The sequence below is a fragment of the uncultured Lactobacillus sp. genome (assembly GCF_946477725.1).
Taxonomy (GTDB): Bacteria; Bacillota; Bacilli; order Lactobacillales; family Lactobacillaceae; genus Lactobacillus.
The window spans coordinates 1-24,078 of sequence record NZ_CAMKZC010000020.1 but is presented as its reverse complement, the minus strand read 5'-3'; the positions used below and the strand labels follow the sequence as shown (position 1 = coordinate 24,078).

The 24,078-nt window shown below is 34.6% G+C and carries 24 protein-coding genes and 2 pseudogenes; 17 read left to right on the top strand and 9 right to left on the bottom strand.

Going from position 1 to position 24,078, the window contains the following annotated elements:
- Positions 1 to 405: pseudogene (locus Q0R51_RS07375) on the top strand (filamentation induced by cAMP protein fic); the annotation flags it as partial.
- A gap of 39 nt (positions 406 to 444) precedes the next feature.
- Positions 445 to 1,350 (top strand): Fic family protein, encoded by a 906-nt coding sequence (locus Q0R51_RS07370; protein WP_294757761.1) that lies wholly within the window; start codon positions 445 to 447, stop codon positions 1,348 to 1,350.
- A gap of 944 nt (positions 1,351 to 2,294) precedes the next feature.
- Here Q0R51_RS07370 and Q0R51_RS07365 read toward each other — a convergent pair.
- Complete coding sequence (locus tag Q0R51_RS07365; protein WP_294757759.1) at positions 2,295 to 2,477, bottom strand: hypothetical protein; 183 nt, start codon at positions 2,475 to 2,477, stop codon at positions 2,295 to 2,297.
- 803 nt (positions 2,478 to 3,280) lie between these two features.
- On the opposite strand from Q0R51_RS07365, the gene Q0R51_RS09065 reads away from it, so the two are divergent.
- Positions 3,281 to 3,406, top strand: coding sequence for a hypothetical protein (locus Q0R51_RS09065; RefSeq protein ID WP_366125492.1), 126 nt, complete (start codon positions 3,281 to 3,283; stop codon positions 3,404 to 3,406).
- A 185-nt stretch (positions 3,407 to 3,591) separates the two neighbouring features.
- Here the strand turns inward: Q0R51_RS09065 and Q0R51_RS09060 are convergent, their stop codons facing one another.
- The 4 genes from Q0R51_RS09060 to Q0R51_RS07350 all read right to left on the bottom strand — a co-directional run bounded on the left by Q0R51_RS09060 (position 3,592) and on the right by Q0R51_RS07350 (position 7,846).
- Complete coding sequence (locus Q0R51_RS09060) at positions 3,592 to 3,672, bottom strand: putative holin-like toxin (RefSeq protein WP_366125493.1); 81 nt, start codon at positions 3,670 to 3,672, stop codon at positions 3,592 to 3,594.
- A gap of 285 nt (positions 3,673 to 3,957) precedes the next feature.
- On the bottom strand, positions 3,958 to 4,293 hold the full coding sequence (locus Q0R51_RS07360) for a type II toxin-antitoxin system PemK/MazF family toxin (protein ID WP_366938577.1): 336 nt from the start codon (positions 4,291 to 4,293) through the stop codon (positions 3,958 to 3,960).
- A gap of 26 nt (positions 4,294 to 4,319) precedes the next feature.
- On the bottom strand, positions 4,320 to 4,577 hold the full coding sequence (locus tag Q0R51_RS07355; protein ID WP_294757757.1) for a hypothetical protein: 258 nt from the start codon (positions 4,575 to 4,577) through the stop codon (positions 4,320 to 4,322).
- A gap of 281 nt (positions 4,578 to 4,858) precedes the next feature.
- Positions 4,859 to 7,846 (bottom strand): TIM-barrel domain-containing protein, encoded by a 2,988-nt coding sequence (locus Q0R51_RS07350; protein WP_294757755.1) that lies wholly within the window; start codon positions 7,844 to 7,846, stop codon positions 4,859 to 4,861.
- Between the two features lie 157 nt (positions 7,847 to 8,003).
- Here Q0R51_RS07350 and nagA point away from each other — a divergent pair, with 157 nt between their 5' ends.
- The 4 genes from nagA (at position 8,004) to Q0R51_RS07330 (ending at position 12,355) form a co-directional block, all read left to right on the top strand.
- The gene (gene nagA, locus Q0R51_RS07345) at positions 8,004 to 9,158 is read left to right on the top strand and encodes an N-acetylglucosamine-6-phosphate deacetylase (protein ID WP_174794721.1); all 1,155 of its coding nucleotides are present in this window, start codon (positions 8,004 to 8,006) and stop codon (positions 9,156 to 9,158) included.
- A gap of 204 nt (positions 9,159 to 9,362) precedes the next feature.
- Positions 9,363 to 11,006, top strand: coding sequence for a malolactic enzyme (locus tag Q0R51_RS07340; RefSeq protein WP_294757752.1), 1,644 nt, complete (start codon positions 9,363 to 9,365; stop codon positions 11,004 to 11,006).
- 6 nt (positions 11,007 to 11,012) lie between these two features.
- Positions 11,013 to 11,978, top strand: coding sequence for an AEC family transporter (locus Q0R51_RS07335; RefSeq protein ID WP_198202982.1), 966 nt, complete (start codon positions 11,013 to 11,015; stop codon positions 11,976 to 11,978).
- Positions 11,979 to 12,229: 251 nt separating this feature from the next.
- Entirely contained in the window at positions 12,230 to 12,355 is a 126-nt protein-coding gene (locus Q0R51_RS07330; RefSeq protein WP_294757749.1) for a hypothetical protein, read from the top strand.
- A 105-nt stretch (positions 12,356 to 12,460) separates the two neighbouring features.
- Here Q0R51_RS07330 and Q0R51_RS07325 read toward each other — a convergent pair whose 3' ends face one another.
- Positions 12,461 to 12,541 carry a type II toxin-antitoxin system YoeB family toxin gene (locus Q0R51_RS07325; protein ID WP_233557734.1) on the bottom strand — a complete coding sequence of 27 codons (81 nt, stop codon included), beginning with the start codon at positions 12,539 to 12,541 and terminating at the stop codon, positions 12,461 to 12,463.
- An 87-nt stretch (positions 12,542 to 12,628) separates the two neighbouring features.
- Positions 12,629 to 12,913 carry a type II toxin-antitoxin system RelB/DinJ family antitoxin gene (locus Q0R51_RS07320; RefSeq protein WP_199283082.1) on the bottom strand — a complete coding sequence of 95 codons (285 nt, stop codon included), beginning with the start codon at positions 12,911 to 12,913 and terminating at the stop codon, positions 12,629 to 12,631.
- A gap of 329 nt (positions 12,914 to 13,242) precedes the next feature.
- Between Q0R51_RS07320 and Q0R51_RS07315 the strand changes: the two genes are divergently transcribed.
- The gene (locus tag Q0R51_RS07315; RefSeq protein ID WP_278972728.1) at positions 13,243 to 15,501 is read left to right on the top strand and encodes a P-loop NTPase fold protein; all 2,259 of its coding nucleotides are present in this window, start codon (positions 13,243 to 13,245) and stop codon (positions 15,499 to 15,501) included.
- A 75-nt stretch (positions 15,502 to 15,576) separates the two neighbouring features.
- Here the strand turns inward: Q0R51_RS07315 and Q0R51_RS07310 are convergent, their stop codons facing one another.
- Positions 15,577 to 16,662, bottom strand: coding sequence for a D-alanine--D-alanine ligase family protein (locus Q0R51_RS07310; protein ID WP_294757742.1), 1,086 nt, complete (start codon positions 16,660 to 16,662; stop codon positions 15,577 to 15,579).
- A gap of 70 nt (positions 16,663 to 16,732) precedes the next feature.
- Positions 16,733 to 17,170 carry a GNAT family N-acetyltransferase gene (locus Q0R51_RS07305; protein ID WP_294757740.1) on the bottom strand — a complete coding sequence of 146 codons (438 nt, stop codon included), beginning with the start codon at positions 17,168 to 17,170 and terminating at the stop codon, positions 16,733 to 16,735.
- Positions 17,171 to 17,554: 384 nt separating this feature from the next.
- Between Q0R51_RS07305 and Q0R51_RS09055 the strand changes: the two genes are divergently transcribed.
- The 9 genes and pseudogenes from Q0R51_RS09055 to Q0R51_RS07270 all read left to right on the top strand — a co-directional run.
- Positions 17,555 to 17,644: a putative holin-like toxin gene (locus tag Q0R51_RS09055; protein ID WP_081945396.1), complete on the top strand. Its 90-nt coding sequence runs from the start codon at positions 17,555 to 17,557 to the stop codon at positions 17,642 to 17,644.
- 213 nt (positions 17,645 to 17,857) lie between these two features.
- Positions 17,858 to 17,947, top strand: coding sequence for a putative holin-like toxin (locus Q0R51_RS09050; protein WP_081945396.1), 90 nt, complete (start codon positions 17,858 to 17,860; stop codon positions 17,945 to 17,947).
- 513 nt (positions 17,948 to 18,460) lie between these two features.
- Positions 18,461 to 20,044 (top strand): ABC transporter ATP-binding protein, encoded by a 1,584-nt coding sequence (locus Q0R51_RS07300; protein WP_294757738.1) that lies wholly within the window; start codon positions 18,461 to 18,463, stop codon positions 20,042 to 20,044.
- 157 nt (positions 20,045 to 20,201) lie between these two features.
- A pseudogene (locus Q0R51_RS07295) lies at positions 20,202 to 20,343 on the top strand (IS3 family transposase); the annotation flags it as partial.
- A gap of 357 nt (positions 20,344 to 20,700) precedes the next feature.
- The gene (locus tag Q0R51_RS07290) at positions 20,701 to 21,303 is read left to right on the top strand and encodes a rhodopsin (protein WP_147446448.1); all 603 of its coding nucleotides are present in this window, start codon (positions 20,701 to 20,703) and stop codon (positions 21,301 to 21,303) included.
- A gap of 160 nt (positions 21,304 to 21,463) precedes the next feature.
- Positions 21,464 to 22,168, top strand: a complete 705-nt coding sequence (locus Q0R51_RS07285) for a rhodopsin (RefSeq protein ID WP_294757735.1) — start codon at positions 21,464 to 21,466, stop codon at positions 22,166 to 22,168.
- Between the two features lie 10 nt (positions 22,169 to 22,178).
- A complete protein-coding gene (locus Q0R51_RS07280; RefSeq protein WP_294757733.1) occupies positions 22,179 to 22,814 on the top strand; it encodes an ATP-binding cassette domain-containing protein in 636 nt (211 codons plus the stop codon).
- Positions 22,804 to 23,328: a hypothetical protein gene (locus Q0R51_RS07275; RefSeq protein ID WP_294757731.1), complete on the top strand. Its 525-nt coding sequence runs from the start codon at positions 22,804 to 22,806 to the stop codon at positions 23,326 to 23,328. Before Q0R51_RS07280 ends, Q0R51_RS07275 begins: the two co-directional genes overlap by 11 nt.
- Positions 23,329 to 23,338: 10 nt before the next feature.
- A partial coding sequence (locus tag Q0R51_RS07270; RefSeq protein ID WP_294757729.1) for a hypothetical protein occupies positions 23,339 to 24,078 on the top strand: 740 nt, incomplete at its 3' end.

Below are 24,078 nucleotides of genomic sequence, written 5' to 3'. Positions count from 1 at the left end.
GCCACCGATAAGGCACTGACCCTGATGTATCACAATATGCGCCAGCAAATGTTCTACGACGGTAACAAGCGAACCGCCACAATTGCAGCTAACAAGATAATGATTGATAACGGAGCCGGTCTGATTAACGTACCGCTTGACAAGTGGCCCACGTGGCAGCAAAAGCTGGCAGATTATTACTTTTCCAATGACATGACCGACCTTAAGGACTGGACGTATCAAAATGGTATTTTTGGTATGGAGCCAAACTTGCAGGCGCGGGCGGAACATAAAAGTCAGGAATTATCCGAAAGCGATGAAAAAGAAACTATTGCCGAATTTAAAAAGATGCTCAAATCAGCTAAGAAGAGTAAACAGAATAAAAAGCAGCGGGGGCTTGATCGTGACGATGGACTTGAGCTTTAGTTGGCCCAAAATATTAACTTAAATTAAGAAGGTGTTACAATGGAATACGGACAAAAATTAGCTGTGATTACAAACCTAAAAAATAAGATGGATACCTATAGACCATTATCTCCGCTTGAAGTAAAGCAGCTCGAGCAAAATATCAGAATTGAGCATGTATGGTCTTCTGCTGCAATTGAGGGCAACACGATGACCGAAGCTGAAACTGCCGAGATTCTTAACGGCGGGCTAGGCGCAACTATTCACGGTAAGACCATTAAGGAAACACTGGAAATCATTAACTTAAATGAAGCTTATGACTATATGCAAAATTTAGCAATTAAAAAACAGCCAATTCGCAATGAGGATATTAGAAACTTGAACCGAATTGCAACTTTGACAACAATTCAACCGCAAGAAGAAGCCGGTAAGTATCGCAATATTGATGTTTACCCTTATGGTTCAGAATCACGTCCTTACGCCCACTTTTATGAAATACCCGAGAAAATGCAACAATTACAAGCTTGGAGTAATGAAGCACAAGACAAGTTGCACCCGGTGCAGTATGCGACCGACTTGCACCAAAAATTCGTTACTATTCACCCGTTTAAAGATGGCAACGGACGTACAGCACGGCTTTTAATGAACTTAGTCTTAACTGAAAATGGTTATCCAGTGGTTAATGTTAATCCATCTAAACCCGCACGAGAGCAATACATGAAAGCATTAGCTGTTTCCCAGCAGCCCAATAATGATCCTCAACCATTTAGAAATTTGATCGCTGATTATGTAGAAACAGAACTTAAAAATCGGATTTTAAGTCTGCAATATGCTAAAAAAAATGAAGAGGAAGCTCAAAAAGATCTCAAAAACAGTCAACTTGATTGGGACAAGCTACAGAAAGAATATAAGGCCTCTAAGAAAAAGCAGCAGGAGTTTGATCGTGACGATGGACTTGAGCTTTAATTAGCTCCTAAAACTTTATTATAGGATCCAGCAATGGTTGGGTCTTTTTTAACTCTTTGTCAAATCTAGGTGATAAAGAATAAATGAATACAATCAAGCAGCTAATCAACAGTTGCAGGAATTAAAAGTGGCTCGTTTGCTTCTACTATATTGCTAAGCAAAATTGCTCAAACTGCTATAAACTGCTATATAGAAAAGGAAAATCGAATTCACACATGCTTAATTTCGTATCAAGACCATAAAAAAGATATTCAGAAGGATTTACTTTGAAAATCACTGGTATATTTGTGGGAAAAAGTAGTAAAAAGTATATTATCCCTAATGATATTTGTGCTGCCAAAAATAATTTTACTAACATGCTGCTAGTCGTGGCCAAGTGATCGACCATCCGAGAAAAAATGAGGAAATGATCAAAGCCTGCATTAATTCCAAATCAATTTTGAATTAATAAAAATAAATTAAAAATATTGTTGACTTTTTATTAAGTACATATTACATTGTAATTAATCATATATGATTAAGAAAAGTATATAATAATGCTTTTGCTGTCACAAATACTGTATCAGCAGCTTCTGTTGATAATTCTGCTTACGCTCAACCATCTAATGTCTTAAGTCAAGACGTCGTAGACAAAATTGACCCATATGTAGAAGTGAAAAATAATAAATATGTTCTTAATGACGATGTTAAAAAGTTATTACTTAGGCTGAATATTTTTCTGCTCAAGAAGTAATAGCCCATACCAATCAACTTATTAATGGATCATCTTTTGTAATAAATAAAAGCACAAAAACTGCAACTTTAGAATTTGAAATTAATAATTCTGGAAAATCAGTTAGAGTTTTACCATCAACAGAAGATTCCAAAATTCAACCCCGCGCAAAGCATCATTTTGGTGTAAATAAGGTTGAATTTGGATGCAATTACATTAGAGTTTTTATAGATCAACGCACTGCTAAAGCTGTTGCTTCAGGCGGTCTTGCAGGTCTCACAGCTATTATCACCGCTGCTGTTGACCCTGATTGAGGCCCTATAGTAGCTGCAATTGGTGCTTTTCTAAGTTCGACAATTGGTGACAATATTAAAGGTGGCGTTTGGTTTGATGTTAATTGGATACTTACTGGCATCAATCACTATCCAGTAATTACTCAGTGGGGCTGGCAATAATTCAATTTATAAGAGACAAAATGAATAGAAAGAAAAAGACTGAATCTGATTATTATGAATCGGTGAAATATCGTAACGCATTAGCGTACGGAATATCGACTGGAATTATAGTTTTCATATATCAAATATATTTATCACCTTACATAACTAATAGGTGGACAAATATTTTTGTACAATTTTGCATTATACTTTTGGATATTTTTATAGTTAATTGTGTGCTTCATTGGTATGACCGCAACAAAAAATAATTTAAATCAAATATTTTGTAGTCAATAAATGTGACGTATAACTAGAACTTAGACATCCAATTATTATGCAAAAGCCAATGTACGATTTTGATATTGATACGACCTCTGAAATTAAGATAATTTTTGAGGTCGTATTTTTATGGTTAAATTATCTTAATTTTGGTGGTTAACATTAATTACTAAACGATTTTTCGTATACTTTTTAATTTTAAGTTAGCACCAGTTGTTCATTAGATTACACCCCTTTTGGTCTTCAAAATAAACAGGATTTAACTAAGATTATGAGCGCAATTAAGCATAGGTGAGTTACACTGCATTTTTTCGTCTTTGCGAGGCTTTTTGAAGATTCTAACCTGTAGAGTTGATGAATAACATCATTTTAGAGCTTTACAAGTACCAAACTGAGAGCGAACGTAAGAGAATTAAGGAGCGGAAACGGCAGGACACATCCAATTGCTAAATCTGAGAACCGCTATCATGGCCGCAAGCCCAAATTCAATAAGAACAGTCTCCAATTGCAACACGCCTTTAAACTTTACCAAAGTGGTATGACTGATATTGCTGTCAGCAAGGTAACTGGAATCAATCGGATAACATTCAAACGATATAGAGAAAAATTAGGGATTACCCAGATAAGTTAATCAGGTTCTTGTGCAAGATCAGTTTAATCATGCTAGAATATAACTATAGAGAAAAAGAAGCCTTGCAAAAACAAGACTTCCTCTCTGAATTTCAAGCAGCCGCTTTAAAGGCGGTTAGCTAGATTATAGTTTGGTTAAAGACCAATCCCATAACGTGCTAAAGTTATTGTTGGGACGGTCTTTTTTTATTTGTGTTTGTCGATATAGGTCAACAAGACAATAATAAACGAGGCAAATGTCAGCGCTAATTCTAGCGCATGGTACACACTCAATAGCTGGACACCTTTCTAAAAGATTTCGTGCCATAGGCACCCTCTTCCTTCAAGTGAAACAGCCAGCCGCCCTCAAAACAATTTGCTATCAATTCAAATTTAATTATAGCAAGTATTGCCTTATTCCTAAAAATGATGTGAACCCCAAATTAATTTTTAAAGTAATCGAATATTTAGTCATGAAAAAAGTGCTCCTAATAGTCGGATTAATGTCTAACTATTATGGAGCACTTCACTTTTTGGGTTTTTATTTTAGGTTAAGTAATATTTTGATGAAAATTAGCGCTTATCTAAAATTTGATATGCTTTAGATAGCAAGTTATCCAAATCTTTATCATTAACATGTCCGACAATTTTACCATTTCGACCGGAAAAATCATAATTAGGCATTTGAAAAGTAACTACACTACCAGATATCCCACTGCTGATATCAGCAAGACGATAGTATAGACCACGATTATCTTTTTTAAGATCATGCGTAAGAGGCATGCAGATAACGAGTCCTGTTTTTTGATTATATGCATTATTTGATATCACTATCGCTGGTCTTTGAATATTGCCAGATTGGGGATCATGGCCGCCTTCTTCTCGTCCTGCATGTGGTTCAGCATCTATTTAAATAATATCTCCTTGTTTGGGTGCTACCACGAAATATTCTCCTTACCAACCTGCATAGTATCGGGATTACCTACTTTTGCAATTTCTTTTTTAAAATCAATATCATCATATTCTCCATTAAACCACGGATTAGAGTCAATAGCCTTATAGATTAAAGTGCCATTATCTTCCTGAATCAATTCAAATCGTTGTCCAGGTTTAACTCCAGCCTTACTTGGAACCGTGAGAACTATAGAATTACCAACTTTTCTAGCAATAAACATACCCAGTTTCTTTTTCATTAATATTAGCTCCCTAATTTATGTTAGTACAAGTATACACCGCACCCAAGGTCATCTTGATTTTAATCAGCAATATAGTCTTAACAGTTATTTTGCATAATTAATAGAAACCATAATCATATTTTCAATGCGATAAAGCCTTAAAACAAAAATACATAGACAAATCATGAGTCAAAAGCCTAATTAAATGTCTAATATAATTTTTAAATAAAAGAGCTCCAAATTTAGGACAACTTTTAGGAGCTCAGTACATATTAATTTCGTGTTTTTCTTATATTTAGTTATCTTTTTGCCCTGAAAAAGATAATTTCTCTTGCTGCAACAATTGGACCGGATGATTGATAAATCGTCAAATGCACTTTTTTAGCGCGCACATCCCGCAAGCCTACTACCTTGTTTTTAGTATCAGCCTTCCACTGTAAGTGGTCTGCGTAAGTAGTGTAGTTTTCACCATCTGTTGAAACAGCAATTGAAACAACAAGAGGATCACCATTATGATCAATATTCCGGGGCACAAAAACCATTCTGCTTAGCTTTTCAACCTTTTCAAAGCTAAAAGTTAATTCCAGTGGTTGCTCAGGTGAAACAGTTTGGCTAGTTTGCCATTCGCTCGCCAATTTCAGGTCAGTCAAATAGGACAGGGGATGGTTTTCTTTACTATCACAGTTGCTGGTTACCTCAATGTTTTCAATCGCATAGTCTTTGGCGGCGTGTTTCGTAATAACGCCGAAAAGGTCAGACCATTCAGAAACTTTATTTCTAATTGCATAACGCATCCTAATAATATAGCGGGTATTAGGCGTTAACTCATGAAAAGTAAAACTTTTGCCGGTTATGCCAACATAAAGAAGATTATTAATTTCAATCTGGACGGCACTCTCATGAGGCCAGGCAAGTTCAAATGAATGAGCCGAGATCTTACTTGAATCTACTGCCGGTAGTTTTGGTGACGGTAAGACGCCACTGGTAATTTCGTGTACTAACACGTTTTTGCCATAGTTGAAGTTACGGACTGTGATTTCTATTTCAGTGGCGGTAATATCTCTGGCGGCTAATTTTATTTGCAGCGCAGTCTGCGTGTTCTTATGGTATTTTTTAAATTCATCTAGGCCGTAATTAGTATTATAAAAAATACCTTCATGAGCATGATTGAAAGCATCCAGCGAGCCGTATTCTTCTACGGGGACAACTTGATCATTAATTTTAATAGTTACAGTATCAGGGTAAAAATCGCACATGATTGTCAGACTGGTAGGTTGTTCAACGGATTGCTTTGTCAAATTACCTTCAGTCGGTGCAATAGTGACCAGCAGCTTTTCCTGTTCAACTTTACTGCAGATTTTAGTAGTGTAACTGTTACTTGCAGCAATTGTCCCATCATCGTCATAGCTAATGGCTTCACTCTGCTCTTGGGGATAAAGTAGAAAATCACGCTTATTCCAGTCAAAAATACTGCCACCCCGAACAAAGACCGGCAGATGCCATAGTGGGAAAGTTAAGTTATTGTAGACCTTGCCGCCTGCATATTTTTTACCGGTAAAAAGATCAATCCACAGCGTTTTTTTGCCTGGCAAATATAAATTGTCTTTACGAGAATCACCGTTTTTGTCTTCACGACCGTTCGTAATAGGAGCAATTAAAAGATTGGGTCCCAACATAAACTCGTTGCCAAACTGAGCTGTATAATTAGCACGCTCATCAGGAAACTCGCTGAATAGTGGCCGCATAATCAGTTCGCCATTTTTTGCCCGTTCATTTAACGTATAAATGTAACTGGCTAAATGCTGGCGCAATTTAAGATAAGCCAGATTAATTTCAGTTATTTTCTTATTATAAGCAAACGGGTTTTTACTGAAATTACCTTGATCGTCAAAGTTAAATAGTAAAGCGGTAAAACTTTTCCATTCAAAGTCACGGACATTGATTTGAGCGTTGCCGCCGCCTTGCAGGCCATCGACCGCTGCCCCAACTAAAGGCTGACCGGAAAGATTTGCTCCCAGTAATCCCGCAACTTGATTAGTAATATTGTCCCAGTTACCACCGACGTCGCCAAAAATAAGTGCGGCATTTTTTTGCATGCCAGCGGTGCCGCTGTCAGCCAGCACTAGAGGCCGCTCTTTTTGCGATTCACTTTGGAGTTTTGCCGTATCTTTAGCTGCTTCGCCAGCTGCAGTATAAGTAAAGTCAGTTTTTTCAGGCAGATCCACTTCACCCTGATGCCAAAATCCGGGATGAACACCCTGAGTTTGCGCGTATTCATTAAAGAAACTAAGAGCCTGCTCATTTTCGGGTTGCTCACCATAGTTAGGGACAAACCAGCTTATTGGAAAATGCATGGCGTGATAGCGATCAATTAGCGCCCTTGCTGAAAACTGGTAATTTTCTTCCCCATTAAGTGAGGCCTTACCCGAAGCAGCATTTTCATCTTTGGTACGGGTATAATAATTGTTGCCAATTTTGCTGGCATTTCGCTCTTGGGCATGGCTTGGCTGCCATAAGGTCGTGCAGAAATTGCCGATATGGCCGAGACCTAAAGCATATTTAGGCAGTAACATCGGCTTGCCCGTTAAAGTGAAATAGCGCTGTAAAATTTCCTGTGGGGTAGTGCCAAGGAGGTAAAAAGTGTCAAAAACAGCATCTTGATGAGCGAGGACGGTAACTCCCCGCTGGGTTTTACCAAAATCATAGCTTCCCGCTGCAGTGGTATTTCTTAATTCACCATAACCGGCATTCGACCAGAAAAAGGGGACAGGCATAATTACACCGCCTTTTCCCGTTATTTGATCATGCTTAATTGCGATTTTATGGCCTTTATGACTAAAATAACCATTTTGCAGTCCACCACCGTAGAAAAATTCGTTTTGGTTTTCTGCTAAAAATTCTCGCGTTTCGTTTTCACTAAATTCGAGCGGTTGCGACTGACGCATCCTATTATGATGCAGCGATTCATCAAAAATACTGAGCACAGCCGGATTTTGACCGAAGATAATTTGATAGTTGCCGGTATGAATGATTAAGGAATCGTTGGTAGCTCTGACCTGAGAATTGGTAAAAGCAGTATTATCAAATTGCGCCAGCTGAACGTTTGCGGTCCGATTTTCACTAAAATTTTGCTCTGGATCAATTAAAAGGCGAAAAATACCGTCAGCTAAGACGTAAAAGTGCGCAATTTCGCCAGTGGCAAAGTGTAATTCATAATAATGGTCACACTTGCTGGCACCAGTAAGTGCTCCCAATGAGTGTTTATTTGTTTGCGTATTTTGAATCATGATTTTTGCTTCCTAATTAGTTACCTACACCACTATTATAACTAAAAAATTAAAACTTTCCGTACTATTTGAAATTGAACTGGTAAAGACCAGTTGATTAAGCTAAAATGAAACTATAAGTAAGAGGTTTATTTTATAAAAGAAAGGCCAAAATATTATGACTTATTATATTCATGCAGATAAATTCTTTCTTGAAAATGTAACTGAACAAGGTGGTTACTTAGAAGTACAAGATGATGGCAAATTCGGCTTTTATTATACTGAAGACCAAAAGCCGGAAGGTAAAATTATCGATTATAAAGGTAAGTGGATAGCACCGGGACTTGTTGATACTCACGTTCACGGTTCACTAAAAGAAGACGTAATGAAAAGTGACTGGGCGGGAATTAACCACTTGTCAGAAGGCTTTTTGCGTTCAGGTGTTACCAGCTGGTTGCCAACGACTTACACTGCCGGTGCTGATACATTAAGCAAAATTTGTCAGATGTTTGGTGCCCATAAGGGTGAAGAAACTGGTGCTAAAATTCAGGGACTTCACTTTGAGGGCCCATACTTTACTGCGGAACATGCTGGTGCGGAAAACCCTAAATACTTGCTTGACCCTGATATTAACCAGTTTAATCAATGGCGCGAAGAATCAAAAGGACTTTTAAATAAAATTTCTCTTGCTCCTGAAAGAAAAGGCGCTAAAGAATTCATTCGTGCAGCTGTTAAAGAGGGTGTAGTTGTAGCTTTAGGACACTCAAGCGCTACTTTTGCAGAAGCTAAAGCCGGTGTTGAAGCTGGTGCCACTATGTTTACTCATACTTTTAATGGTATGCCTGATCCATCACATCACGATACATCAATTTCTAACGCGGCAATGGCGCTGCATAATGTGACAGATGAGTTGATCTGTGACGGTCACCATGTTCAAAAAGAAATGGTACGGGCATTAGTTCAGCTTAAAGGTGCCGAACATATTTGCTTGATCACAGACTGTATGGAAGCCGGCATGATGCCTGATGGTGACTACATGTTAGGTGAGTTGCCTGTTTATGTTAAGGAAGGCATGGCTCGCTTAAAGGGTGGCAATAATTTAGCTGGTAGCATTTTACAATTGAAGACTGCTGTTAAAAACGTTGTTGATTGGAATGTTGCTACACCTGAAGAAGCAATCATGATGGCCTCTTACGTACCGGCTAAGAGCGCTCATGTTTTGGATAAATGCGGCTCAATTGCTCCTGATAAGGACGCTGATTTCTTAGTATTAAACCCAGATATGACCTTAAGTGAAACTTACTTAAATGGTGAGTCACGTTACAAAGCATAAGATAATTGTTTGCTTAAATTTCAAAAAAAGCCAATTCATCAAGTTGAATTGGCTTTTTGCTTGTTATAATTAACTATATTTAACTCTTTATTATACACTATACGCTTTTACTATAAGTTAAATTAATTGCACTTTTTTCACCCCGGATATAGTCTAAGAATATAGTACGTGCTATTAATAATTAAATAGACGGAGAGTGAGAAAATGGCTAAAACAGGACAAGATAGGTTGAATGACCCATTTTTGAATAAAGGGACTGCTTTTACAGAAGAGCAGCGAGAACAATATCATTTAGTAGGGATGTTACCGCCAAAGGTGCAGACTCTTGAAGAACAAGCTCGAGAAGTTTATTTACAATACCAGGAAAAATCAACGAATCTAGAAAAACGGATTTTTCTAATGACGATTTTTAATACTAACCGCGTGCTGTTCTTTAAAATTTTTAGTGAACATGTCACTGAATTTATGCCTATTGTGTATGACCCGACAATAGCTGAAACTATTGAAAATTACAGTCATTTGTTTGTAAATCCGCAATATGCCGCATTTTTGTCAATTAATGAACCTGATCAAATCGAAGATAGTTTGAAAAATGCGGCTGATGGCCGTGATATAAAACTAATAGTGGTTACTGACGGTGAAGAAATTTTAGGAATTGGTGACTGGGGCACTCAAGGCGTCGACATTTCTGTTGGCAAGTTGATGGTTTATACTGCTGCAGCTGGTGTCGATCCAGCATGTGTATTACCCGTAGTTCTTGATGTTGGCACTAACAATGACAAATTACTTAATGATTCGCTCTACTTAGGCAACCATCAGCGTCGGGTGAATGGAGATCCTTATTACCAGTTTGTTGATCGCTTTGTGCAAACTGTAGAAAAGCTGTTTCCGGGACTATATTTACATTTTGAGGATTTTGGCCGGGATAATGCTGATAATATTTTAAAACATTATCGTGATCATATTCTAACCTTTAATGATGATATTCAGGGTACTGGAGTCATTGTTTTGGCTGGTATTTTGGGAGCATTGAAGATTAGCGGACAAAAGTTAACAGACCAAAAGTACGTTTGCTTCGGTGCCGGAACTGCTGGTACCGGAATTGTTGAACAGGTCTACGCTGAGATGTTGCAAGCAGGTTTACAGCCTGATGAAGCACGCAAGCACTTTTACTTGGTGGATAAACAAGGATTGCTTTTTGAGGATACTCCTGATTTAACACCAGCGCAGAAGCCTTTTGCAAGAAAACGCTCTGAATTCACTAACGCCGACCAGCTTAAAGATTTGAAGAGTGCTGTGCAGGCAATTCACCCCGACATTTTAGTAGGAACTTCAACCCGTTCAGGCGCTTTCACCCAGGATATTGTGACAGAAATGGCTGCCCATACCGACCGGCCAATTATTTTCCCATTATCAAACCCAACTCAATTAGCTGAGGCAAAAGCAGAAGATTTAATTCACTGGACTAAGGGCAAAGCCTTGGTAGCAACTGGTATTCCTGCTGATCCAGTTGAATATAATGGCGTCAAGTATGAAATAGGCCAGGCCAATAATGCCTTGGTCTACCCTGGACTTGGTCTGGGCGCCTTGGCAGTTAATGCCAAGATTTTAAGCGATGAGATGATCAGTGTAGCGGCCCACTCGCTTGGCGGAATCGTTGATTCCACTAAACCAGGTGCAGCAGTTTTGCCACCAGTCGAAAAATTGAATGTCTTTTCCCAAACTGTAGCAAAAGCTGTGTCTAACAAGGCTATTGCCGACCATCTTAACCAGAACGATTTTCAAGATGGTGAAAAAGCTGTGGCAGCACTTCGCTGGGCGCCTGAATATAAAGATGAGCAGGAGTGAGAATAAATGCAAGCCTTTATTACTTCATTAACTAGCGTTGTTGAACTGTTGCTTGTAATTGCTTTAGGATATTGGCTGCGCACCAGTGGCAAACTAGGCGATCAGTTTAAGGGCAATATTTCTTATTTGATTATGAATATTGCTCTGCCTGCTTCAATTTTTGTTTCTGTTTTAAAATATTTGAATCGACAAAAATTATTTGGCTTAACAGGTGGTCTGATCTATGCCATTATCTGCTTTGCCCTCAGTTATTTGTTTGCCTGGTTATTATGCAAGGTTTTGCGAATTCGCAAGGGTCGTCGTGGTACTTTTATTAATGCCATTACGAACGCCAATACCATTTTTATTGGCCTACCATTAAATATCGCCTTATTTGGGCAAAAAAGTATGCCATACTTTTTAATTTATTATGTTTTAAATACTGTTTCTACTTGGGCAATTGGTGTCTTCTTCATTTCTAGTGATGATCCGACCGCACAAAAGAATAAGCAGCAAAAATTTAACTGGAAAAAATTGTTGCCAGCGCCACTAGTGGGATTTTTAATAGCTTTGATTTGCTTACTGGTTGAAGTTCCAATTCCTGGCTGGATTACAGCCGTGTTGAGCATGGTCGGTGGTATCGTTACCCCAATGTCGCTCATCTATATTGGTATTATATTGGCAGATGCCGGCTTAAAATCAATTCACCTTGACCGTGATACTATTTGGGCATTACTAGGTCGTTTTATTCTAGTACCAGCTTTAATGATTATTTTAATTGTTGTTGGTGCTAATTGGTTACCAGCTTTGACTGGTTTAGCTAAACAAACATTAGTTGTGCAATCAGCTACTCCTGCTTTGGCAGTTTTGCCAATATTAGTTGGTGAATCACATGGGGATGTGCAATACGCTACCAACGTTGTGACCACCTCAACGGTCTTATTCGTAATTGTTGTTCCACTAGTTTTGGAAATTACCCAAATACTAATATAATTAATAAAAATTTTGTAATATAAAACCCGTCTTTGATCGTATAAATAAGGCGGGTTTTTATTGTGTTATTTCTGCTTTTATTAATTTTAATATGATCTGCTTTTCGCAGTGGATCCCACAGAAAAGGGAAAAATTTATTATGCAAGTTGTTAGCAATCACTTTGCTCATATGGCTAGCAAAAACTAGTTGCACTGCTTAAATTAAAATATAATTATGTTATGCAAAAGAATATAGTAATGAGTACTTAGCTGTGGAACATAGAGAATTAGTCAAATCAAAGGGTATTTTTGAAAAGGGATTAAAAGCAATGGATGAATCTGTTGCTAATTTAAAAAAAGGAAAGGTGTCCGCACCAATAGATTTATCAGACTTTTAGATGAATAGTATATTTAAAAAAATTGCTAGTTTTGTGAATGTAAAGATTTATACAGATAAAAATCCTCTTAGTTAAATTGAAATCTAACTAAGAGAATTTTTAGCTTTAATTATAGTGAGTTTTGCAAGCTATAATAATTAATCGCTCATTTTTAACTGTGTAAACTAATCTATCTACATTATTTATTCTTCTTGACCAACCAATTTGATATTTTAATTTTTCCGACTTGCCAATTAACATATTCATTCCAAGCTTCATCTAAAAATTCTACTGTCATTCTTTCTTCTGCTCACTACTTAAAAGATGATGTGAATGGATATCCTGATTATTGTTAATCTTTTTGAAACGCTGATTTAGTTCAGCTTGATTTTCCTCACTATAAAATGGATCCCTAACTTCAAACGGTAAACCACCTTCAGCAATACTTTTCTTTATAAATATATTAATGGCAGTCGAAAGATTAAGGCCTAGTCCGTTAAATATTTCTGTAACTCGGTTTTTATCTTCTGAATTAACTTTAACTGAAATCGAAATTTTGCTTTTTTCTGGACTTAGCATTATTGATCACCTCATATGCATAGTAGCACTTTAGATGTATTATGAAGTATAGTTAATTGCTTTAAATTTACATATTATGTGGTACCTTAATCTTGGAATTATTGTGAATTATTACAAAAAATTAACTAAAAAAGGTAAAGATCAATTCCGTTCTAAGTATTAGTCATATCGAAAAATATATAATGGTTGGTTCTTGACTTGTTTGATATCATTTGTATAGAGTGTTTTGTTAAACTATAATTTAGTTTACTTATATATGTATATATAAGTAAACTGCAATATATAAAATGTAATACTATTAACTATTATTCTTTATTTTAAGAGGCTTTATGGAAAATAATCAATGGAAAATTGCTCAAATTGATACTGGAAATTGGGCAAAAAAATTTGCTGATTTATTGTTAAACAATGGTAATAAAACATATTTCTTACAAGGTAAGTGGGGTAGCGGTAAATCAGAATACCTTGAAACTGTTGAAAAGAAAGTAGAAGAACTTGAAAAGAATAAAAAAACGAGGCTTAAATTTATTTATTTAAAATTATGGAAGCCAAAAAATAATGAGAGTTTACCAAGACAATTATTTTCCACCATACATCCAGTATGGGATATGATTGCAACTTTTTTAGGATGGGTTTTCGTAATTTTAATGATTTGTAGTAGTGTCATTTTAGCTATTAGAAGCATTTTTCAAATGGATCCCAAAAACCATATTGTTTTTGCTACAATTACGATCGCTGTGATAATAACTACTTTATTTGACTTATCTAAAAATAACTTAATAAATGTTGATAAATTTCTTTTATGGTGTTGTTTGAAGACTTTAAGAAATCATGCAATTCCTAAAGTTTTAGTTATTGATGATTTTGATCGAATAAATATTAATATTCAGAAAGAACTGTATAAAATTTTTAATGCAATTCATGAAAGAGGAGGCACTGCTAGAATAATATTTGTTGGTGACTGGGAAAATATAGACAAAGTTAAAAATAATTTTTTAGATAAAGTAATTGATCAAATAATTTCTTTACCCATAGTATTAAAACCACAGAGCTTTGGTCCTAAAATTGAACAAATTATTTCAAATAACTTGGGTACAAATTCTATAGAAGATACAGTTAGTGATTTGTTTATAAATGAGCATCGAACGTTACGTGAAGCAAATCATTTTTTAACATATGTAAAAAATGAATTTTGCGGACAGGATAAAAAAGGAAGGGTACAAATTGATCAACAACTAGTTATAATATATCTATATTTGTTTCATAAAGATGTTTATAAACTATTAGTTGAAAACTGGGATAAAATTAAGTGGAGTGAATCAATTGATGTAACTGATAATATTTTGAAGACAAATAAAGACAACAGAGAGATTATGTTTTCAGTTTGTTCTATTCTCAATCGTAAAAAAGATAATGATAGTTTCCCTGAAGTTTTCATAAAAGCTCCTACTAATTACTTTATAAATGATTTTTCAAATAGCCATTCATATAAAGAGTTGAAAGAACTGATACATAACCCTAAAAAAATTACTAATTTAGCATATGCTAAAGATTTAGACGAAATTGACTGTAGTGACGAGCTATTATTGTTTATTAACTCGTGTGATGATAAAGGAGATTTTAAAAAATTACTCTTAGCTGCACTCTTTGCAATAAACACGGAACCTCGTCATACACCAAACGAATTAGTTAAATTAATACTAAGACAGACTGAGAAAAAAATAGAAACTTTTGAAAATAAAACTAATCTTGATTATGCAAATTTTGAAAACAAAGTTATTTATAAAATGTCTTCTATAGTCAAAAAAGTAATTGAAAAATTAGGCTTTAATGCTCCACTAACTAAGTTGATATATATTTATCGTTCTTGCTTGCTTTTATATCCTATTGGAAGCTATATTCCTGCTAATTCTAAACCTTTAAGTACTATAAACATTTATTCACTCACACAATGTTTTGCTGAAAAAGCAAAGACTATAGAAAATAAGTTAGATTTTGGTAAAAACGTTTATGATGCTGAAGCACTACTAGTCGAATTATGTTTTTCTGAAACCTTTGGCAACGTAGAGATTAAGAATGATCCTAAATTCTATTTACCATCTATTCAGTCTAAATCACAAAAAATAGAACAACTTGCGGATTTTGAATATGTTGCTTTTTGGGAAGGCTATCTTGGTTCTGGTTTAAATGCAAACGAAGAAAAAGTTCTGAATTTTGAATATGATGGTCAAAAATATGGAGATTATGTGCATAACAGATATAAATCTATTCGACAAGCTTGTGCTAATTGTTTTATATCAGAAAAAAATTCAAAACTAAATAGATTTTTAGAATCTGGTCAATGGTCTAATTTTGTCTTAAAATTAGCAGCTTCAATTGGTTTAAATAATTTATGTACTAATAAAGCAAAACAAATCATAATAAATAAAATTAATCAATTGTTAAATTCATATCATGAAAAAGTAGCAAAAATACCAATTAAATCAGAAAAAATAGAAATTAATGATGAAGAACTCCTGAAGATTTTACAAATTTTACTTGATAAAGTAGGAAATGATCCTTATTGGACCAGAAAATTGGATGGCTAATTTAATAGTGACCAAAAGTCTCGAAAAGGTTTTACACTTTCGAGACTTACTTTTTTATTAAATTGTTTTTGCATATTATTTTATACTATGCAATAATGTTTTTTTATGTTCAAATCTTTCCTGTGCGTTTTCAATCAATAATGAAATTAAATCTGAATAAGAGATGCCCTCCTCTTCAAAAAGTCTCGGGTACATGCTCATATTAGTGAAACCCGGTAGTGCGTTTAGTTCAGTGAATACTATTTCGTTATCGTCTTTACGCAAAGTAGCGTCAATTCTGGCTAAACCGCTGCATTCTGTTATTTGGTATACCTTTAAGGCCATTGCTCTTGCTTTCTCAACAATAGAACCTGGTAATTTTGCCGGTATTTGTAATATTGACGTGGAATTTTCACCATATTTATTCTCATAGCTGTAAAAAGTTCCCTCAGCATTAATAATTTGCCCAACACCAGAAACTTGTGGATTATCATTACCCAGAACAGCAGTTTCTACTTCTGTACCATGAATTGTTTCTTCTACTAATATCTTGTCATCATATTTAAAAGCATCTTCTAATGCCTCTTCATACTCACGCTTATTAGTTACATGATGAACTCCAACGGATGAACCTTGATTAGAAGGCTTAACAAACAAATCATTACCTAATTTTTGACTTATTTTTGTATAGTCATTTTTTCCATTGCTCTTATCATTATATTCTATACGCTTTATTGAAACCCATTTTGCTACAGGAATACCAATTCTTTGCGTCAAAATTTTAGTGAATTCTTTGTCCATCGTAACTGCAGCAGCTAAAACATCGTCGCCCACAAATGGTTTGTTCAAAATTCTAAAAAGACCTTGCAGGCAACCATCTTCGCCTAAATTTCCATGAATGATGGGGAAGAAAACGTCTATTTCCGGTAAATTTGCAAGCTGTGCTATGTTTGATATATTTGCAGTTTTATCTGAATTTTTAATTGTATATTTAGGATTTGCTAGAACTTTATAGGAGTCTTTTTCATCAGCCAGATATCCCTCTTTTGTGACCCATATTGGATGAACCTCAAATTTATTTTTATCAATAGCATCATAAATGTTATTAACTGACATGATCGAAACTTCATATTCTGATGAATTGCCACCAAAAAGTAATCCAACATGAATTTTTTTATTCATAAATTTAACCTCTATTAATTTTGATGGATATCAAAACAACAAGAATCATACTTTGTAGTTTAAATAAAAATTATTTGAGTGTTTTACCAAATCTTTTTTGCATTTTATTGCTGGTATAGCCCAGCTTTTCATAAAATTTATGAGCACCTAAACGTGATTCTCCTGAATTTAACCTAATTTCTTTCATGCCTAAATTTTTAGCCTGCTTTTCCAAAGTTTGCATAAGTTGACTGCCTATGCCTTTCTTTTGGGCAGAAGAATCTACTGCTAAAGCTAAAACGTTGAACATGGGGTCAAAATAGGTTTCTTCAAAAACTTCTGCATGCAAATAGCCTTCAACTTTTTTGGTATTATCATCTTCAAAAACCCAGAGATAATGATGTTCAGGATCATTTAGCAGCCTTTTAATGTTGGCAGTCGTTTTTTCTACAGAATAATCATAACCTAGTTCAACTTGATTGATTTTTTGAATAGCTGGACTGTCAGCAACTTGGCATTTTCTAATCATACAAATTCCTTTCCTATATTTATTGTATTACGAGTTAAAGTTATTTTAGCGCTCCCAACATTGATTAAAAAGTCTTATTTACATACCTTAAAAATGCGCTCATTTTAAACTTGGATTGGCTTAATATAATGGTAGTAAAGCCGTTTTTTACCATTGTCAAAAATGTATTTTAGTTTTTAAAGAGGGAAACAAAATACTATATAGTGGAAATAGTCAAAATAAGCCATTGATTTGGCAATAATGCTTTATAGTTATTCAATATGCAAACAGTATTTGCTATAATTAATTTAGAATTCAAGCAAATTGTTTTGAGGGCGGTTGGCTGTTGATCCGGAAAGGAGATGGTGCCTATGGCACGAAATCTTTTAGAAAGAGAAGCAGTCAATGAGCGTTTACCAGGCATTACAAATAATGTTGGCATTCGCCACGTTTATTATTGTGTTGTTGGATTATATCAATAATCACAAGAAATAAAAAAGACCGTCCCGATCATACTTTAGCTAGTTAGGGATAGTCTTCTATTTCTCACATAGCTAACCGCCTTTAGAGCGGCTGCTTGTTTTCAAAGAGGTCTTGTTAGTGCAAGGCCTCTTTTCTTTACAATTACATTATATCATGACTGAATTAATTTAGCACGGTGAACTGAGTAATGATTGCGACTAGCATAGCTAGAAAGAGAAGCAGTCAATGAGCGTTTACCAGGCATTACAAATAATGTTGGCATTCGCCACGTTTATTATTGTGTTGTTGGATTATATCAATAATCACAAGAAATAAAAAAGACCGTCCCAATCATACTTTAGCAAGTTGGGGAAGTCTTCTATTACCTAGACAGCTAACCGCCTTTAGAGCGGCTGCTTGTTTTCAAAGAGGTCTTGTTAGCGCAAGGCCTCTTTTCTTTACAATTACATTATATCATGACTGAATTAATTTTGCACAAGTTGACTGAGTCAGGGATTGCATGTTGCCATTTATAATCGTTTTTTTACAGTTACAAAATAGGATTAAGGAAAAAATTAGTGCTAACGGGAAATTGTTCAGTATAAATATTAAAAGAAAATAAAATTATCTTATTGACTTTTAAAGATTAAAACCTTATTATTTTGGTTATCTAATATTTATTTTTTATTAATTTAAAAGCCTGAGTTTTAATAATTAAGCTAAAAATTTCTTCACATGGCTTATTGGGCAAGCTTAAGAGCAATATTGAATTTAAAAATGAGTATACATACTATAAGTTAAGAACTAGACTAACAAAATGCTATTTAAAAAATATTGAAAGGAAAATCAATGATTATAAAATATTCAAACCCGTGGAGACTCGCCTTGTATGTCTTTTTTGCTCTTTTAAAATCACTTCAGGTTGTTTTTGTTGCCTTCATTTTTCAAAAATTTATTGATTTCGCCCAAAAGCCTCAAGGCAGCTTAATCAAGCTGACTGTCTTTGCTGTTTGTGGTCTGCTAATATTTGGAATAGTCGGCGTTATATATCAGTATTTATATTATAAAATTATCGAAGAAATTAATCTTGCCCTGAAAAGTGCGTCTGCTAATTATTTAGTGAATAGCTATGCTGGTCATGACGAAATTGACAGTTCATTTATGACTAATGACCTCAAGCAAATTGAAACTAATAGTATTGAGGCAGAGCTTTCAATTATTTCTGATTTAATTCAATTTCTGGCGGCTGTAATCTCTGCATTTGTTAGTTCTTGGATTATTGCATTGGTATTTTTAATAGCTTCATTTACTCCTGCCGTTATCCAATCTGTTTTTGGTCCTAAGATCGAAAAAAATTCTGAAAAGTGGGAAAAATATAATAGCAACTATACCAATACCGTTAATGAAACTCATTCCGGAGCGGAAATGGCTAATATCTATGATGTTCAATTTTCAATGGTTAACAGGCTGATTAAAGCGGCGAAGCTGATGGAAACGGCTCTTTTCAAAACCAATTGGACTAAAGGCATGTCTAATGAGATGACTATGATAGTAGCATATATTTTCAGTATGTTCCTTCCTTTTGCCATTGGTATTAGTTTCATTGTTAGCGGTCGGCTGACTTTAGGCACTTTTATGATGATTTCACAACTGGCTAATAATTTTATTAATCCTGTAGTTGGTATTTTTGGCTCAGTTAACGATATTAAAACGGCAAAACCGATTTTGCAAAAAATCAAAAAAATCGACTTGCTAATAAAGCCGCAGGGTAGCAATACTGCAACTGCTTCAGATACGTTCCAATCATTACAATTGACTGATGCTGGAGTTAGTCAGGGTAAACAGAAAATTTTTGCCAATGTTAATCTAAAAATTGATTCCGGGGAAAAAGTTCTCCTGCAAGCTCCATCAGGTTGGGGGAAATCAACTTTACTGAATGTATTAATTGGTATTCAACAACTTGATTCTGGATCCTATGAAGTTAATCATTCTGAAGTAAATGGTGATTGGGGAAAATTACATGAGTACTTCTCTTTTATTCAGCAAAAGCCTTTTATTTTAGATGATACTTTAAAATACAATATTACTTTAGGTCGCCATGTGTCTGAAGAAGACTTAAATTATGCTGTTGAACAAGCCGGTTTAACTGATCTCGTAAACGAAAAGGGCTTAGACTACCAACTTGGAAAGAGTGGCAGTAATTTATCTGGTGGTCAAAATCAACGAGTTGAAATTGCACGAGCATTAGTATCAAAAAGACCAATATTATTGGCTGATGAAGCAACTTCATCTCTTGATCAGAACTTATCTTTGCAAATACATCAAACTATTCTAAGTGAGTTTAAAGGAACTGTGATCGAAGTAGCACACCACATATCAGAAAAAGAGCAAGAAATGTTTGATCAAATAATTGATTTATCAAAGCAATCTTGATCTTGAGCTATCGATAAAGCATAGAAAGTAAGAGAGAAAAATAAGTAAAAAGGGATATGACCTTCGAAATTGAAGTGTTCCATAATAGTTAGACAATAATCTGACTATAAGGAGCACTTTTTTTCATGAATAAATGTTCCATTGCTTTGAAAAGCTGTATATGAATCTCACCGAGCTGGGAGATGCAGTAAGAAACTATTGAGTATTACAGTCAGAAAAGAATTAAAATCAAACTAAAAGGACTAACTCCGATCGAATATCGGCAGTTAGTCCTCAGTAAAGCTAATAAAGTGTCCTAATTTTAGGGTTCACATCATAATAGCTAACCTTTTTTATTAAAATGCCCTAGAAAGTTAATCAGTTGATTAATGCCTGGAGCATTTTTGCTTTAATTAAAGGAATTTAATATTTTAATTCTACTGATCGTATTTTTTAAATTCTGAACAAGTGGTATCATTAGTGTAAGCTTTTTCATTTTTGACTAGTGCGAGTGTGAACAAATAAGGAGAGAACAATTGCATTCTAAAGCGGTAGACTCAAAAGCATCTCTTGTAAATTTATTTTGGAATCAATTTTTATTTTTGTGGCAACTAATAAAATCGCGCTTTCTTTTTTGGTTAGGGTTAATATGCTTTGTAATACTGATGTTGAAACTAATGCCTAATTCCGCTATAGTTCCTCTTTTTTTCATGGGAGTTGATTTTAACGCTGTTAAATCACGCCAAGTTATTTTGCCTGTTTTTTGGTTTGTTTATTTTGTAGTACCGCTACTGATAGTCTTAAGCGGTTTTAAACAATTGTGGCAAGCAAGGGGAATGCAATTGCGAGGGCTGCGATATTCACCATTAAGTTTCGCTGTAGTTAATGTTGGGTTAATGGGGTTGATCACCATCATTTATGTGGTACTAACAGAGGGAATCATGACTTTAATGACTGACTTTTCTTGGCTAAGAAATTTTAAGCTATTACAATTTCACGGATTACCAGCTTTATTAGTATTGTTTATTATCAATTTTTTAGGAATATTTCTGTTGTTGATAATTCAAACCACTATCGGTCGCTTCAATGCTCCATTGGGTATAATTATTCCTTTTAGCCTGTGTATTATCACGATTTATACCACTTGGAAATATAATCCGCTCAATAGTTTAATGTTGCTGCGTGTCAATAAGAACAATATTCTGTTGTTACTAGTTACAACGCTATTAATGCTAATCGTCTATTTAATTACTAATCGTTATAGTGAGCTGGATTATTAAAAGTTTAATTCTACTATTTTTAACAATACTAAAATGATACTATTAATGTATAGAATTAAACGATAATTAAAAAATAAGAAATAAAAATTGGCTATCTATAAAAGTCGAATTAAATTGTACTTATTATGTGGCTATCCTCACTTTTAAAAAGAAGGTCTTTATGAAACGTCTATTTTGGAATCAATTATTATATTTATGGCAAATAATCCGCTTCCGTTTAATTTGTTGGCTAAGTTTGATTTGCTTTTCAATTATTTTTCTCAGTGCGCAGCTAATTAACAGTCCACATACTTCTATATTTAATCTTTTCTTTGCCGATACCAGTCAAGATACATCTTTTAATTTTATTTTGTGGCTGGTCTATTTCTTAATACCGCTACTTATTATGCTAAATAGCTTTAAACTGCTTTGGCAAACTACCGTTATGCACCTAAGAGGATTACAAATTCCACCGAAAAATTTTACTGTTGTCACTATGTTATTAATGGGAGTAATAGCTTTGGCCTACGTGTTTGTTACACTTTTAGTTATGTCGCTTGTTACGGCTTTATTTAAATTGCCCTCTTTGTCTTTTTTTAATTTAGCTGACTGGCAGGCGATCCCACTACTTTTCATCAACAATTTTTTAGGAATATATCTGACGCTTCTTTTGCAAGGTACAATTGGAAAGTTTAATTCGGCATTGGGTCTGATTATTCCAGCTTCACTTTTGATAATGACATCTCTTTTAAAATGGCAATTAAATCCTTTGAATTGCTTGATAATTATGAGATTTAATTTCCCTGGCTTTTTATTTTTATTGCTGGCAACTTTGATTATGGTGATTGTTTATGGGATTATTGACCATTTCTTTAGTGTAGAGTAAGGAGTAAAAAATGAGTTTTATTGAATTAAATGAAGTAGGAAAAATAGTGAAAAGACGGCCACTATTGCATGATGTTAGTGCAGATATTCCAGAAGGCAGTATCACTGTTTTAGAAGGAATAAACGGTTCCGGTAAAACGTTAATCTTAAAAACGATTTTAGGTCTAATAAATACCAGTGGGGAAGTCATAGTTAATGGTAAGGAGATGAAGGTCCAAGAGCCTTATCCTATTAAAGCGGGAATTTTAATTGAAAATCCCAGTTTAATAGAAGAATTTACTGCTCATAAAAATTTAGAACTACTAGCGAAATTAGATCCAGATATTCAAGAAAAGCAGATTAATGATTTATTGGCATACTTTGATTTAACTAGGTTCCCTAAACAAAAAGTTAAGAAATTTTCACTGGGGATGAAGCAGAAATTAGGAATCGCACAGGCTTTTCTCGGAGCCTATCCGTTAATTGTTCTGGATGAACCCACCAATGCACTGGATCATGAAAGTATTGGTAAATTAATCAGATTGATTGATGGGTATAACCATAAAGGTTCAACCTTTGTTATTGCTTCGCATGATCATGAATTTGTAAACAAAGTCGCCACGCAAAAGCTATATGTACAAGAAGGAACAATTAATCATGAAAAATAAAAAATTATTATGGAGCTTCTTCGTGGTAATAATAATTGTAGTTGGCTGCGTGGGCTTTTATCGCTACCGCCAGGTAAACGCCCATCCTCAGCAGTATGGTGTGACTAAAGAACAGCTTTTTCACAAAAATGAATTGGTAAAAGCCTATCACGTTGACTTTATTGTTCATAAAGCTGCAGTTAAGAAAAGTAAGGACGCTGTACAAGCCAAAGTCAAATTTAATATACGTCAAACTGGTCAGTCATTCTATGGCGAGAAAAAGAACAATCCTAATTTTAGAGAAAATATGTATCTAAATAATCCTTATGGTATAAGCAATCCCTCAATAAAATTGTATGATAAAAGTCACCACAGTATTAATCCTGATAAAGCATTAGCGCACGGCAATCAGCCTTTTACAATATTTTTTATCATTCCGCGTTATTCATATGACATGCGCAATCAAAAATTACGTTTCAGTTTCTTGGTACCAACTAAGAAGCACTATGTCAAATATTCGCTTCTGCTAGAATAGGGAGAATAAAATGAAATTTTTGTGGTCACGTTTAAATAAATTATGGTTGTTTTTAGCATTGGCAATAGGGTTAAGTATTAGCGTTGTACAATGTGCTGTTTCTGCGTCTAAAAATATTCCTGCGACAAACTCACCTTATACTATGTGGATATCAATAGATGGATTTACTTTTGTTCCTACTATATTTTTTATCTTGTTACCTTTAATAGCGAGTTTACCTGCCAGTACATTATTAAAAGAAGATTTTACCAACGGCTATTTTTATAAATTAAAGATGGAGAAGTCCATTAAACAAATCTTGTTAGGATACCTAGAAATCGCATTTATGACTGGCTTTATTGTGATTGCTGTTCCTTTACTGTTTAACTTCTTATCTTGGTTTATGATATTACCTAATGTTAAGCCCGATAATTTACTTAATATTAATATTGGTGCTAGAAATTTTACTATGCTGTTTGTCTCCCTTTATTATTCCCATCCATTTGTCCACGCTATTTTGTCAATTATATTTTCTTCTCTTTGGGGAGGATTATTTTCTGTATTCGCAATGATTACTTCTTTGTGGATTAAAAATAAGTTTGCTGCCATGTGTACAGGTTTAGTTTTGCAAATAGTTTTATTATTAATGAATGCAACTATCCATTTGCCATATTTCATAAGTTATTCGCCGGCTGATTTCTTACGTGAACTCCCTGGAACTACTAACATCTATGTGGTGGTGTTTATGACTGCAATATTATTACTTTATTG